12 protein-coding genes are annotated in these 13,904 nt (G+C 66.8%); 7 read left to right on the top strand and 5 right to left on the bottom strand.

What is annotated here, in order from left to right; translation table 11 throughout:
* The first annotated feature begins 40 nt into the window (after window positions 1–40).
* From betA to FB459_RS01430, 4 genes are all read left to right on the top strand, one after another.
* Window positions 41–1,783: a choline dehydrogenase gene (gene betA / locus FB459_RS01445; protein WP_141927209.1), complete on the top strand. Its 1,743-nt coding sequence runs from the start codon at window positions 41–43 to the stop codon at window positions 1,781–1,783.
* Window positions 1,780–3,789, top strand: coding sequence for a choline BCCT transporter BetT (gene betT, locus FB459_RS01440; RefSeq protein ID WP_141927208.1), 2,010 nt, complete (start codon window positions 1,780–1,782; stop codon window positions 3,787–3,789). The genes betA and betT overlap by 4 nt, the downstream gene beginning before the upstream one ends.
* Window positions 3,790–3,948: 159 nt before the next feature.
* Window positions 3,949–5,238, top strand: coding sequence for a NupC/NupG family nucleoside CNT transporter (locus FB459_RS01435; RefSeq protein WP_141927207.1), 1,290 nt, complete (start codon window positions 3,949–3,951; stop codon window positions 5,236–5,238).
* 20 nt (window positions 5,239–5,258) lie between these two features.
* Complete coding sequence (locus FB459_RS01430; protein ID WP_141927206.1) at window positions 5,259–6,266, top strand: NADP-dependent oxidoreductase; 1,008 nt, start codon at window positions 5,259–5,261, stop codon at window positions 6,264–6,266.
* Between the two features lie 90 nt (window positions 6,267–6,356).
* Here FB459_RS01430 and surE read toward each other — a convergent pair whose 3' ends face one another.
* From surE to lplAB, 5 genes are all read right to left on the bottom strand, one after another.
* Complete coding sequence (gene surE, locus FB459_RS01425) at window positions 6,357–7,184, bottom strand: 5'/3'-nucleotidase SurE (RefSeq protein ID WP_129626533.1); 828 nt, start codon at window positions 7,182–7,184, stop codon at window positions 6,357–6,359.
* A 1-nt stretch (window position 7,185) separates the two neighbouring features.
* Window positions 7,186–8,139 (bottom strand): PfkB family carbohydrate kinase, encoded by a 954-nt coding sequence (locus FB459_RS01420; protein ID WP_129626531.1) that lies wholly within the window; start codon window positions 8,137–8,139, stop codon window positions 7,186–7,188.
* Window positions 8,140–8,465: 326 nt separating this feature from the next.
* Complete coding sequence (locus tag FB459_RS01415) at window positions 8,466–9,275, bottom strand: CoA transferase (RefSeq protein ID WP_141927205.1); 810 nt, start codon at window positions 9,273–9,275, stop codon at window positions 8,466–8,468.
* 9 nt (window positions 9,276–9,284) lie between these two features.
* Entirely contained in the window at window positions 9,285–9,410 is a 126-nt protein-coding gene (locus FB459_RS18005) for a hypothetical protein (protein ID WP_281279514.1), read from the bottom strand.
* Window positions 9,411–9,464: 54 nt separating this feature from the next.
* Window positions 9,465–10,514, bottom strand: coding sequence for a lipoate-protein ligase LplAB (lplAB, locus tag FB459_RS01410; protein WP_141927204.1), 1,050 nt, complete (start codon window positions 10,512–10,514; stop codon window positions 9,465–9,467).
* A gap of 63 nt (window positions 10,515–10,577) precedes the next feature.
* On the opposite strand from lplAB, the gene FB459_RS01405 reads away from it, so the two are divergent.
* The 3 genes from FB459_RS01405 (at window position 10,578) to FB459_RS01395 (ending at window position 13,864) form a co-directional block, all read left to right on the top strand.
* The gene (locus FB459_RS01405) at window positions 10,578–11,933 is read left to right on the top strand and encodes a dihydrolipoyl dehydrogenase family protein (protein WP_141927203.1); all 1,356 of its coding nucleotides are present in this window, start codon (window positions 10,578–10,580) and stop codon (window positions 11,931–11,933) included.
* A 79-nt stretch (window positions 11,934–12,012) separates the two neighbouring features.
* Window positions 12,013–13,173, top strand: a complete 1,161-nt coding sequence (locus tag FB459_RS01400) for an LLM class flavin-dependent oxidoreductase (RefSeq protein WP_141927202.1) — start codon at window positions 12,013–12,015, stop codon at window positions 13,171–13,173.
* Window positions 13,174–13,264: 91 nt separating this feature from the next.
* Entirely contained in the window at window positions 13,265–13,864 is a 600-nt protein-coding gene (locus FB459_RS01395) for an FMN reductase (RefSeq protein WP_246092270.1), read from the top strand.
* Window positions 13,865–13,904: the final 40 nt, after the last annotated feature.

Raw genomic sequence — 13,904 nt, 5'->3', positions numbered from 1 at the left:
GCGACTGCACTTCGACTGTGATTCAAGGAGATACGAAACGATGAAGAAGAAGTACGACTACGTGATCGTCGGCGGCGGGTCCGCCGGCTCGGCTCTTGCCAACCGGCTGTCGAGCGACAAGAACACCAGCGTCCTGGTGCTGGAAGCAGGTCGTGCCGACTTCCTGTTCGACCCGTTGATCCACATGCCGGCGGCGTTGATGTTCCCCTCGGGCAACCCGCTCTACGACTGGGCCTACGAGACCGAGCCCGAGCCGCACATGGGTGGACGACGCGTCCCGCATGCCCGCGGCAAGGTGCTCGGCGGGTCGAGCTCGATCAACGGCATGATCTTCCAGCGCGGCAACGCCGGTGACTACGACAAGTGGGCCACGTTCGAGGGCATGGAGCACTGGGACTACGCCCACTGCCTGCCCTACTTCAAGCGCATGGAGACCTGCATCGCCGGCGCGGACGACTGGCGCGGTGGCTCCGGTCCGCTGAAGCTCGAGCGTGGGCCGGCCAGCAGCCCGCTGTTCCAAGCGTTCTTCGAGGCGACCCAGCAGGCCGGTTATCCGCGCACGGACGACGTCAACGGTTATCGCCAGGAGGGTTTCGCGCCCTTCGATCGCAACGTCTTCAAGGGCAGCCGGATGAGCGCGTCCCGCGCCTACCTGCGCCCGATCCGCAACCGCAAGAACCTCGACATCGCCACGCTCGCCACCGTGACCGGCCTGCAGTGGTCGGGCAACCGGGTGACCGGCGTCGACTTTGCGCGCGGCGGCAAGTTCAAGCACTCCGTCGAGGCGGGCGAGGTCATCCTGTGCGGTGGCGCGTTCAACTCTCCACAACTGTTGCAGCTCAGCGGAGTCGGCAACCCGGAGACGCTTCGTGCAGCCGGCGTCACGCCGCGCATCGACCTGCCCGGCGTCGGTGAGAACCTGCAGGACCACCTCGAGGTCTACCTGCAGCACTCCAGCTTGCAGCCGGTGTCGATCGCGCCCTGGCTGAAGAAGTGGAAGGCCCCGTACATCGGTGCCGAGTGGCTGTTCCTCAACCGCGGCGTCGGTGCGTCCAACCACTTCGAGGGCGGCGGATTCATCCGCACCAACGAGGAGGTCACCTACCCGAACCTGATGTTCCACTTCCTGCCGATCGCGGTCCGCTACGACGGCACCGCGCCGGAGGGCACGCACGGCTACCAGGTGCACGTCGGCCCGATGAACTCCGACGTGCGCGGCCACGTCCGCATCAAGAACGACGACCCGCTGGCCAAGCCCGGCATCTTGTTCAACTACCTGTCCACCGAGAACGACCGGCGCGAGTGGGTCGAGGTCATCCGGGCCGCCCGGCACATCCTGAAGCAGCCCGCGTTCGCGCCGTTCAACGGCGGCGAGATCTCGCCCGGACCGTCGGTCGAGACCGACCAGGAGATCATCGACTGGGTGGCCAAGGACGCCGAGACCGCGCTGCACCCGTCCTGCTCGGCCAAGATGGGTGTCGACGACATGGCGGTCGTCGACCCGTCGTCGATGAAGGTGCACGGCACCGAGGGTCTGCGGGTTGTGGACGCGTCGGTCTTCCCGACCATCACGAACGGCAACATCTACGCACCGGTGATGATGGTCGCGGAGAAGGCGGCCGACCTGATCGCCGGCAACGCCCCGCTCGCGCCGGAGCACCCGCCGGTCTACCGGGCGAAGTCGGGCATGCCGATCTTCCCGGAGGGTGACCCACGCAACCACTCGTGGAACGCTGCGGACAAGGTGCCGAGTGCCGCCGAGGCCATGGGTGAGATCCAGTGAGTTCTGTTGATACGCAAGAGATCACGCAGCCGCGCACCAAATGGCCGGTGCTGATCGTCTCGGGCGTCTTCACGCTCGCGGTCGCTGCCTGGGCGCTTTTTGCTCCCGACCACGCCGGACGGGTCCTGGGTGACACGGTGAGCTGGATCTCGAACTGGTTCGGCTGGTTCTACATTCTGCTGGCGACCGCGATCCTCGTTTTCGTCGTCTACCTCGGACTGCGGTACTCGAGGGTGCGACTGGGTGCGGACTCCGATCGTCCGGAGTTCTCCACATTCTCCTGGGCGTGCATGTTGTTCGCGGCCGGCATCGGCACGGACGTGATGTTCTTCGCCGTCGCCGAACCGGCAACGCAGTACCTCCACCCGCCGCAGGGCAAGGGTGAAACCCTCGACGCGGCAAGGGAATCCACCGTCTGGACGCTGTTCCACTACGGCATCACCGGGTGGGGAATGTACGCCCTCATGGGCATCGCGCTCGGCTACTTCGCACACCGCAAGGGTCTGCCGCTCGCCGTTCGTTCGGCGCTGCATCCGCTGTTCGGCAAACGCATCAACGGACGCATCGGGGACGCCGTCGACATCGCGACCGTGCTCGGCACGATCTTCGGTGTCGCCACCTCGCTGGGCATCGGCGTGGTGATGCTCAATGTCGGCCTCGACGTGATGTTCGGCATCGACCAGGGGACGCCGGCACAGGTGGGACTGGCGATCCTCGCGGTCGTCGTCGCGACCATTTCCGCGACGTCCGGCGTCGACAAGGGCATTCGCATCCTGTCCCAGCTCAACGTCGTCCTCGCGATCGTCCTCGCCCTGTGGGTGCTGGTCACCGGGCAGACCGCATTCCTGCTGCGGGCCGCGATGATGAACGTCGGCGACTTCGTCAACCTCTTCCCGGGCATGACGATGGACACCATGGCCTTCGACTACGACGCGGAATGGATGAACGGCTGGACGCTGTTCTTCTGGGCCTGGTGGATTGCCTGGGCGTCCTTCGTGGGCATGTTCCTCGCCCGCATCTCCAAGGGCCGCACGATCGGCCAGTTCGTGGTCGGCACGCTGACCATCCCGTTCATCTACATCGTGATGTGGGTGACCATCTTCGGAAACAGCGCCGTGAAGCGAATCATGGACGGGGACAAGGCTTTCGGTGAGACCGCGGTCAACACTCCGGAGACCGGGTTCTACGACATGCTGCAGCAGTACCCGGGCGCGATGGTCCTCGTCGCACTGGCCACGTTCGTGGGTCTGCTCTTCTACGTGACCAGCGCGGACTCGGGCGCTCTGGTGATGGCGAACCTCTCGTCCGACCTACCCGACTCCGACGTCGACGCCAAGCCGTGGCTGCGGGTCCTGTGGGCCGCCGCGACCGGTCTGCTCACGGTGGCCGTGTTGCTGGTCGGCGGCATCGGTGCGCTGCAGAGCGCCACGATCATCATGGGTCTGCCGTTCGCGATCGTCATGGTGCTGGTGATGATCGGCCTGCACCGCGCGCTCGAAGGCGAACGTCTGCACGCGGACGCACTACGCACCTCGGTGACCGCGTCCGTCGTCGGGCGGGAGGCAGCGGCGAGCCCGGGTTCGTGGAAGCGTCGCCTCGCACGTTCGCTCGGCACCGTCTCGCTGAAGCAGGCGACCCAACGACTCGACTCGACCGTCGTCCCTGCCCTGCGCGAGGTCGCGGGCGAGTTGGTCGAGCGCGGTGTGGACGCGTCCGTCGAGGACGTCGCAGGCTCGACCACGCAGGCGCCGCGGACGGCGGTGCTGACCGTCCGGGACGGTGAGGAGCAGTTCGCCTACACCGTGCAGGTGCGTCGGATGAAGGCCCCGAGCTACGGCTCGCGGATGATCGAGGCCGACGACCAGACCACGCTGCTGGAGGTCGTGCTCCCCAGCGGGGGTGCCTACGACGTGATCGCCTACTCGTTCGAGCAGATCTGTCACGACGTGTTGGACCACTACGAGTGGTGGGTCTCGACGCAGCAGGCGGTCTCCGACGCCACCTGATCCACCGAGTGGCCGGGCTATGAACTGGTGGACGGGTTAGAGCCCGGCCGCTGGCTCACAGCCCGGCCACTCGGCGTTCGGGGCTGGTCGGTGCGGACTCACCAACTTCCTCGATTCAGATGAAAGGCTCGTGCCCAAACCTGCCGAGAGGAGTCGCACATGGTCAACGTTCTCTGGGGGATCGGGGGCATGATCGGCCTGCTGACCATCGCGTATCTGCTCTCGATGGACCGCAAGGCGATCAAGGCGCGGACGATCGCTGCCGCGCTTGCGTTGCAGGTGGGCTTCGGCGTGCTGGTGCTGTTCGTGCCGTGGGGACGCGACGCGCTCGCGAAGGCGTCCGAGGGCGTCCAGGCCGTCATCGACTCCTCGAAGGAAGGCATCAGCTTCCTGTTCGGGCCGTTGATCCCGAAGGAGGGGATGGTCTTCGCGTTGCAGGTGCTACCGGTGATCGTCTTCTTCGCCTCGCTGACGGCGATCCTGTTCCACCTGGGCATCCTGCAGAAGGTGGTCACCTGGCTCGGTGGGGCGCTCGCCAAGGTGCTCGGCACCCGTCACGAGGAGTCGGTCAACGCCGCCGCAAACATCTTCCTCGGCCAGACCGAGGCGCCGTTGGTGATCAAGCCGTACCTTTCGAGGATCTCCCGCTCCGGGCTGTTCGCGGTGATGGTCGGCGGGTTGTCGACCGTCGCAGGTTCGGTGCTGGTCGGTTACGCGCTGCTCGGCGCCAAACTCGACTACCTGATCGCTGCCAGCTTCATGGCTGCTCCGGGCGCGCTGCTGATGGCGAAGATCATCCTTCCGGAGGGTGCCGAGCCAGCCACCGTGCCGGCCACCGCGAAAGCCGGCGATGGGGTCGGCACGGTCGACCTCGACAGGGGTGAATCGCGCGCGGTCGCTGTCGATGACGACGACGATGAGGACGAGGTCAAGCACCGCAACGTGATCGACGCCGCCGCCGCGGGCGCGTCCGACGGCATGAAGCTCGCATTGAACATCGGCGCGATGCTGCTGGCCTTCATCTCGCTGATCGCGCTGATCAACCTGCTGCTCGGCGTGGTCGGTGGGTGGTTCGGTGCTGACGACCTGAAGTTCGAGACGATCCTCGGCTATGTGATGGCGCCGATCATGACGCTCATCGGTGTGCCGTGGTCGGAGGCGACGGACGCGGGTTCGTACGTCGGTCAGAAGGTCGTGGTCAACGAGTTCGTGGCGTTCTCCAACTTCGCTCCCAACATCGCCGACTTCTCCCAGCGCACCCAGGCGATCGTCACCTTCGCGCTCACCGGCTTCGCCAACCTGGGCTCGCTCGGCATCCTGCTCGGCGGCCTCGGTGGGATGGCTCCCAAGCGCCGCGGTGAGATCGCCGAACTCGGTCTGCGTGCCATCCTCGCGGCCACTTTGGCGAACCTGATGAGCGCGGCGATCGCGGGTATCCTGCTGGGTTGATCGGCACGTACGGTGGGGGTATGAGCCTTCCGACCAGAACCCGTGAGATCCAACTGGCGTCCCGCCCGAGCGGCGCGCCGACGCCCGACAACTTTCGGCTGATGGAGGTGGATCTGCCCGAGCTGAAGGACGGCGAGATCCTCGTCCGCAACACCGTCATGTCGGTCGACCCGTACATGCGTGGGCGGATGAACGATGTGAAGTCTTACGTGCCGCCGTTCCAGATCGACCAGCCGCTCGACGGCGGTGCGGTCGGCACCGTGATCGCTTCTCGTTCGGACGAATTCGCCGAAGGGCAGAGCGTGCTGCACGGACTCGGCTGGCGCGAGCACGCCATCCTCCCGGCAGCGCGCGCGACGGCCGTCGACACCTCCGACCTGCGTGACAGCAGCTATCTCGGGGTACTCGGCATGCCTGGCCTGACCGCGTATGCGGGACTCATGGCGGCGGCCGAGTTCCAGCCCGGGGACGCGGTATTCGTCTCGGGTGCCGCCGGCGCCGTGGGTTCACTGGTCGGGCAGATCGCCCGACTGTCCGGGGCCTCGCGCGTAGTCGGATCGGCCGGTTCCGCAGCCAAGGTGGAGCGACTCATCGACCTCGGGTTCGACGCCGCCTTCGACTACCACGACGGATCGGTGCGCGACTCGTTGAAGAAGGCCCTGCCCGACGGCATCGACGTCTACTTCGACAACGTCGGTGGCGACCACCTCGAAGCCGCGATCTCCGCGCTCAACGTCGACGGGCGCGTGGCGATGTGTGGTGCGATCTCGCAATACAACGCGACCGAACCCGCTTGTGCACCAAGGAATCTCGCGCTCGCGATCGGCAAGCGCCTGACGCTGCGCGGATTCATCGTGGGCAAGTACTCCGACATGCGGGACGAGTTCCTGTCGGTGGTCGGTCCGTGGCTGGCCGACGGTTCGATCCAGTGGGACGAGACGGTGCGCGAAGGACTGGAGAACGCCCCGCAGGCGTTCATCGACCTGCTCGCCGGGGCCAACACCGGCAAGATGATCGTCCGCCTGTGAACCGCAGCGGCAACAGGTCGCAGTAACAACCGGAACCCTTGACTACGCCTGTAGTCAAGGGTTCCGGTTGTTACTGCAGCCGGTGCTGGCTCAGTCGCTCTCGCGGGTCGTCATCACCCGCGCGGAGTCGGGGCGGTACTCCTCGACGTCGTCCTCGGTGCCCTCGCCCGTGAACTCCGGAACCTCGAGATCCAGGTTGTCGACCGGAGCACGCAACCAGGTGGCCGTGGCCCAGCCCTGGGTGAGCAGGTGATGATCCGAACCGGGCTCGTCGTCGGCGTCCTCCGCGATGTACGTGACGTCGATGCCCTCGGTGAACCGCTCGTCGATGCGCGCCTGCACGGCGCCGAACGGTGCCAAATGTGCACCGCGCAGGCCGCGCAGCTTCGACCACGGCACGTCGGGGACGTTGATGTTGAGCACGTGGCCGTTGAACTCGGTCTTCTCCAGCCACTCAAGCGCGATGTCGGTGATGCGCTGGACGGTGTCCCAGTTCTGCGGCTCGCCTGAGGTCACCGACACGGCCAGGCCGGGGATGTCGTGCGTGACCGCAGTGTGGGCCGCTCCGACGGTGCCGGAATGCAGCGTCGCGTGACCGGTGTTGGCGCCGAGGTTGCATCCGGACATGATCAGGTCGGGCTTGTCACCGAAGGCGCCGTACGAGGCGAGGAAGGCAATGAGACCGGGCGCTGCCTTCACGCCGATGCAGTCGACCCCTTCGGGCATTTCGGGTGGATCCGCTTTGACGAGAACGATTTTCCCGTCCTTCTCCTCACCGGCCAGGGACGCGGAAGCACCCGAGTACTCGTGTGCCGGTGCGGCCACCTGGACGGTGTAACCGCGTCCGAGAGCCGCCTTGACGAGTGCTGCCAGACCTGCCGACTCGATCCCGTCGTCATTGGTGACCAATACGTGCATGTCAGCGTTCCTTGATCTGGACGTGGTCGGCGATGCGCTCGATGGTCTCGCGGTTGCCGGTGCCCAGGCCGCCGCGAGTGACATTCAAAGCGCCGGCGGCTGCACCCAATCGGGCTGCCTCGGTGAGGTTCTCGCCGCGGGCGAGCGCAACGGCGATGCCGGCCGTCATCGAGTCACCGGCGCCGCGGTGTTCGTGCGTGGTGACGGCCGGGGTGATGAGCTCGCGGACGCCATCCTTGTCGATCGCGAACGCCGGCTTCTCCGCGCGCGAGACGACGATCGCGCCGACGCCCTTGTCGAGGACCTTTTTGGCCCCGGCGATGATCTTCTCGGCGCTCTCGCCGTCGGCGAGCTTTGCTTCGAGAAGTTCGTCGTGGGCGATCTTCAGCACGTCGACCCCGGCGTCGATCGCGGCCAGCGCCGGTCCACCCGAGAGGTCGGCGACAACGCGTCCGCCCGAGGAACGGATGTCGGAGACGAGCCGGTGGAAGAACTCGTCCGGCAGCACGTCGGCCGGCTCACACCCGGTGATCACCGTGAGGTCGGCGTCCATGCCCTCGACCAGGGCGATGCCGTAGAGGTCGTCGTACTCGTGACGGGTGAGCACAGGCGGTGGCATGTGGGTCAGCACCTCCCGCTCGCCGTTTCGCAGTTCGTAGATGTAGCCACCGTTGCCCGCGGAGTAGGGCACCGGCTTCACCTCGAGATCAAGATCGGTCAACATCGTCTGGATCAATGGACCCAGCTCCCCACCGAACGGGCCGACGACCGTCACCTTCGCACCCAGCGACCGTGCCATCCGGGCCATCCACAGTCCCTGACCACCCGGGTGGATGTGGACGCCGCCCTCGGCATCAACGTGTTCGCTGCGCTTGACGTCGGTGAGAGCAGCGGTGGCCTCGACGACGGCGAGGGGAGTGGGGGCAAGGACGGCAATGCGGGGTTCGAAGGTCACGCCTCAATCGTTGTCGATGAACGGCGACGAACGGGGCGAGCGCGGCGACGATTTCGACCGAGACGAACGGCTCCACCCGGGTGGGTGGAGCCGTCGACGTGAGCGGTCAGGTGATCTTGTCGGAGTCGTAGACCGAACGGGGCTCCTTGTCGTCGTGGGCACGTCCCCGGTGTTGCTCCCGGCGAGCAGCGGGAGAGCCATCAGGCACGCAGCGGCGGTGAGCTTCTTCATGGTCTTCATCCTGGTTTGCTGTCGCCGGGGCGACGTCGCATCTGGTCCGGGAAGCAGACGGGTCCGGTGCGGGATTCGGTTCCGTGCAGCCTGAGCTAGCGCTTCACCGCGGCGATGGGGACGTCGTGTTCGTTGCCCCAATCGACCCATCCGGCAACGGTTTTCGTTGCCATGACGGACGCGACGTCGGCGTACTCCTCGGCGCAGTCGAAAGCATCCGCGAACCGTTTCCAGAAGTGTTGTTCCAGTGCGGCGAGTGCTACCCAGCCGTCGTCGCTCGCGCGGTAGAGGTTGTACCGGGCCCAGCCGCCGGAGATCGGGCTTGCCGGGTCGATCATGCCGTGCCGGTTGGGTCCGGCCGCGAACGCACCGGCCTCGTCCAGGCCGGCCATGTGGGTGCCGCCGTGTCCGGTGAGCGAGCGCTGCACCAGCGCACCGAGCGCGGTCGACACCGCGCGTTCCGCGCCGAGGACGTCCGCCACCAGCACGGACGGCAGCGCCGGCGGCCGCAGCAGGCCGGCCGTCGCCTGGTAGGTCAGGTCGTGGCCACCCACCTCCGGGGCGTCGGAGTGCCCGACGATCCGCACCTGGCACAACTGCGGTAGGTCCAGGTCGTCCAGACCGAGGCGGGCGAGTGCGGAAGGACGCTGCGCGGTGAGCAGCAGATCGGCGTCCGTGAGCAACTCGGCCAGTTGCGCACGTCCGTCGTCCGTCTTGAGGTCGATCGTCAGAACCTGTTGTGCTGCAACAAGTTCGGCGTAGTAATCGGGCACCATGCTGGCCAGGGGATCACCGGACGGGGGCTCCACCTTCGTTACATCCGCACCCATCGAGGCCAGCCGTGCGGCGGCCAACGGACCGGGCAGATTGATCGCCAGCGACACCACGCGGGTTCCCTCGAGCATGAACCGAACCTAACCCTGACGGACCCGCTGCGCGACCTTCTCGGCGTGTGACTCGCGCAGTGCGTGATGGCCGGGGCGGCGACGGATGACCAGGTAGCCGATACCGATCGCGACGAACCATAACGGCGTCCACAAACCTCGCGCTCCGTCTGCACAGCGGTCAATCCGCGCGTCCTGCGGACTTTCGGGTCAGGGGACGCGGTGGGTCCACTCGGGAGTGGAGAACTTCTCGTCCATCAGCTGTTCGGCAGCCTCCAACTCTGCCTGCGTGTAGTCCGATCGCGTCGTGGCGTAACGCTTCTCGAAGGTCGCCAGGAACGAGTCGAGGATCGCGTCGCGGGTCATGCCGGTCTGCGAGCGCATCGGGTCGACGCGCTTGTTCGCCGAACGGTGGCCCTTGTCGCTCATCTTCTCGCGGCCGATGCGCAGCACCTCGACCATCTTGTCGGCGTCGATGTCGTAGCTCATCGTCACGTGGTGCAGCACGGCTCCGTCGGCGAACCGCTTCTGCGCGGCGCCGCCGATCTTGCCCTGGTCGCTCGCGATGTCGTTGAGCGGGACGAAGTGCGCGTTGACGCCGACCTCGCGCAGGGCCTCGATCACCCAGTCGTCCAGGAAGGAGTAGGACCGCTCGAAGGACAGCCCTTCGACCAGCGACGCAGGCACCACGAGCGAGTAGGTGATGCAGTTGCCCGGCTCCATGAACATCGCGCCGCCGCCGGAAACGCGTCGGACGACGTCGATGCCGTGCTTGGCCGCACCGTCCGGGTCGACCTCGTTCTTTACCGACTGGAACGAACCGATGACGACCAGCGGAGAGTCCCAGTCCCACAAGCGCAGCGTGGGCGGACGCTCGCCGCGGGCCACCTCACGTCCGATGACCTCGTCCAGTGCGACGTGCATGGCGGGGTCCATCACCTTGGCGGGCATGACGTCGAAGGTGTGGTCGTGCCAACCGGTGGCCTTGCCGAGGGCCCGGCGCACCGCGATGCCGACGGCCTCCGGCGAGAACCCGATGAACGCGACGTCTCTGTCGACCGAACCCTGGATCGCCGAACTCAGCTGGTCGACACCGGCCTCCGTCGAGACGCCGTTGAGGGCCGCGTTGATGTCGAGCAGCGCCTCCTCGGGTTCAAGGAAGAAGTCGCCGGAGACACTGACCTCGGCCAGGCGTCCGTCACGAACCTCGAGATCGACGGCGACGAGTTTGCCGCCCGGAACCTTGTATTCACCGCGCATGCAGTCAAGAACAACACGAGCCGCCCGGTCCTTCCCGCGCCTGCCTGCCCGTAGCGTCGATGTATGAGCGATGAATACGACGTGATCGTGATCGGTGCCGGACCCGTCGGGGAGAACGTGGCGCAGTACGTGACCGAGGCTTCCGACCTGAGCGCGGTGCTGATCGAGAATGAACTCGCCGGCGGTGAGTGCTCCTACTACGCATGCATGCCGAGCAAGGCGCTGCTGCGTCCGGTCGAGATCGCGAACGATTCGGTTGACCTGCAAGGCATTTCGGACGCCTCGGTGCAGGTAGAGGAACTTCTGAAACGTCGGGACGAGTGGGTCTCGCACTACGACGATGCGAGCCAGGTGGAGTGGGCCGACGGCATCGGCGTCCCCGTGGTGCGCGGTGCTGCGCGACTGTCCGGCGAGCGGAAGGTGCAGGTGGACGGGCGAACAATCGCCGCGCGCAAGGCCGTGGTGGTTGCCACCGGAAGTACGCCCGTCATTCCGCCGGAGTACGCGGACGTGTGTGCCTGGGGTTCGCGGGACGCGACCGGCGTGGTGGACGTGCCCGAACGGCTGGCCATCGTCGGCGGTGGTGTCGTAGCGTGCGAAGCCGCCACCTGGATGCGCGCGCTCGGCAGCGAGGTCACGATGCTGGTGCGGGGTGACAGCCTGCTCACCAACCAGGAGCCCTTCGCCGCCGAGACCGTGCTGAAGAGCTTGCGGGACAGCGGTGTCGACGTCCGGCTCGAAGCGAACGTGACCTCCTGTGAGCGCCCGGACGCGAGCGACACGGGCCTCGGGCGGGTCCACGGCGGAGCTGTCACGGTGACGGTCGATGACCAGAAACTCGAGTTCGACGAGATCCTGCTGGCTGTCGGGCGCCGTCCCCGCCTCGGCGAGATCGGACTGGACGCGCTCGACCTGACCGACGACCCGGACGCTTGGCCGGACTGGCTGATCGCCGTCGGCGACGCGAGCGGCGAGGCCCCGTTGACGCACTGGGGCAAGTACCGAGCTCGCGGGATCGGCGCCCGGCTGGCCGGCGCCGCTGAACCGGAGCACGCGGATGTCCCGGTCCCGCAGGTGGTCTTCACCGAGCCGCAGATCGCCCAGGTCGGACCGCTCCGCAAGGACCTCGACGAGGTCGAGGTCGTCAGGGTGCCGTTCAACTCTGCCGCCGGCGCCGCGCTGCTGCGTGACCACGTCCAGGGCCAGGCCCAGTTGTTGGTCGATCGGAAGGATCGCGTGGTGCGGGCCGCGACCTTCGTCGGACCGGGTGCCGGCGAACTCCTGCATGCGGCGACGATCGCGATCGTGGGACGGGTGCCCGTCCACGTCCTGCGGCACGCGGTGCCGAGTTATCCGACCGCGAGCGAACTGTGGCTGCGGCTGTTGGAGGAGCTCCCGAGGCAGTACCGCCGCGGCTGAAAGAGCCCGGAATAGAGTCGGTTGGACGTTAGTTGACATGTCCACTAACGTGGCCATCGGTCGATCAGAGGAGTCAGTCATGCAGTTCGGAATCTTCACCGTGGGTGACGTGACCACCGACCCGGTGACGGGCCGCACGCCCACCGAGCATGAGCGGATCAAGGCCACGGTCGCGATCGCGAAGAAGGCCGAGCAAGTCGGCCTGGACGTATTCGCCACCGGTGAGCACCACAACCCGCCGTTCATCGCGCCGGCCAACCCGACGATCCTGATGGCGCACCTCGCCGCTCAGACCGAGCGGATCATCCTCACTACCGCGACCACGCTCATCACCACGAACGACCCGGTGCGACTGGCGGAGGACTACGCCTACGCCCAACACCTCGCCGACGGACGCATCGACCTGATGCTCGGACGCGGCAACACCGGTCCGGTCTACCCGTGGTTCGGCAAGGACATCCGCGACGGACTCGAGCTCGCGGTGGAGAACTATGCGCTGCTGCACAAGTTGTGGCGCGAGGAGGCGGTGAACTGGCAGGGCAAGCACCGCACGCCACTGCAGGGCTTCACCTCCACCCCGCGTCCGATGGACGGCATCGCACCGTTCGTCTGGCACGGCTCGATCCGCAGCCCCGAGATCGCCGAGCAGGCCGCGTACTACGGCGACGGGTTCTTCGCCAACCACATCTTCTGGCCGAAGGAGCACACGCAGCAGATGGTGCAGCTGTACCGCCGCCGCTTCGAGCACTACGGCCACGGCACCGCCGACCAGGCGATCGTCGGCCTGGGTGGTCAGGCGTTCATTCGCAAGAACAGCCAGGACGCCAAGCGGGAGTTCCGTCCCTACTTCGACAACGCCCCGGTCTACGGGGGTGGTCCGTCGATGGAGATGTTCACCCGCGAGACGCCGCTGACCGTCGGTTCGCCGCAGGAGGTCATCGAGCGGACGCTCGGTTTCCGTGAGTACGTCGGCGATTACCAGCGCCAGCTGTTCCTGATGGACCACGCCGGCCTGCCGCTCAAGACCGTGCTCGAGCAGCTCGACCTGCTCGGCGAGGAGGTCGTGCCGGTGCTGCGCAAGGAGTTCGCGGCGATGAAGCCGGCGCACGTGCCGGACGCGCCGACGCACGCCTCGCTGCTCGCCGCGGCTCAGGCCAACGGCACCGCCACGGGGGACGCGGCCACACCCGCCACCGACCAGTGGACGGGCACCCGCGCCGAGGACGCCAACCAACTCTGATTTTCCCTACACCCGTAGACATGGAATGTGGATGCTGTTGCGACCGTTTCCATGGACTACGGGTGTAGATCACCAGCAAAGGAGACCTGACGTGACCACCGTTACCGTCATCAGCGCGGGCCTGCGCTCGCCGTCGTCGACGAAGTTGCTCGCCGACCAGTTGGCGGACGCCGTCCGTCGTCAACTGGGTGCCGTCGACGTCCACGACATCGAGGTGCGCGATCTCGCCCACGAGATCACCGACGCCCTGCTCACCGGTTTCCCGACCGGTGCGCTCAAGGACGCGGTCGAGCAGGTCACCGCGTCCGACGCGATCATCGCCGTGACCCCGACCTTCCAGGCGTCCTACAGCGGACTGTTCAAGTCCTTCGTCGACCTCATCGAGCCCGACACGCTGCGTGGGACGCCGGTGCTGGTCGCCGCGACCGGCGGCACCGAGCGCCACTCGCTCGCGATCGATCACGCGCTGCGTCCACTGTTCGCGTACATGGGTGCGTTCGTGCTGCCGACCGGCGTGTACGCCGCGACCTCCGACTTCGGCGGAGAGGGCGCTGCCGCGCTCGAGCGCCGTATCGAGCGCGCTGCCGGCGAACTGCGAACCGTCCTGGGCGGCAGCAGCATTCGGAAGCCGAAGGTGGATGAGTTCGCCGACGTCACGCCGTTCGAGCAACTGCTCGCCGCGGCAAACTAGTTTGAGTGGAAGATCGGGCCCGCCAGGACGGGGTCGATCT

Source organism: Yimella lutea (assembly GCF_006715095.1).
Classification (GTDB): Bacteria; Actinomycetota; Actinomycetes; order Actinomycetales; family Dermatophilaceae; genus Yimella; species Yimella lutea.
The sequence above is the reverse complement of the archived record's forward strand: the minus strand, read 5'-3'. Positions and strand labels throughout refer to the sequence as shown.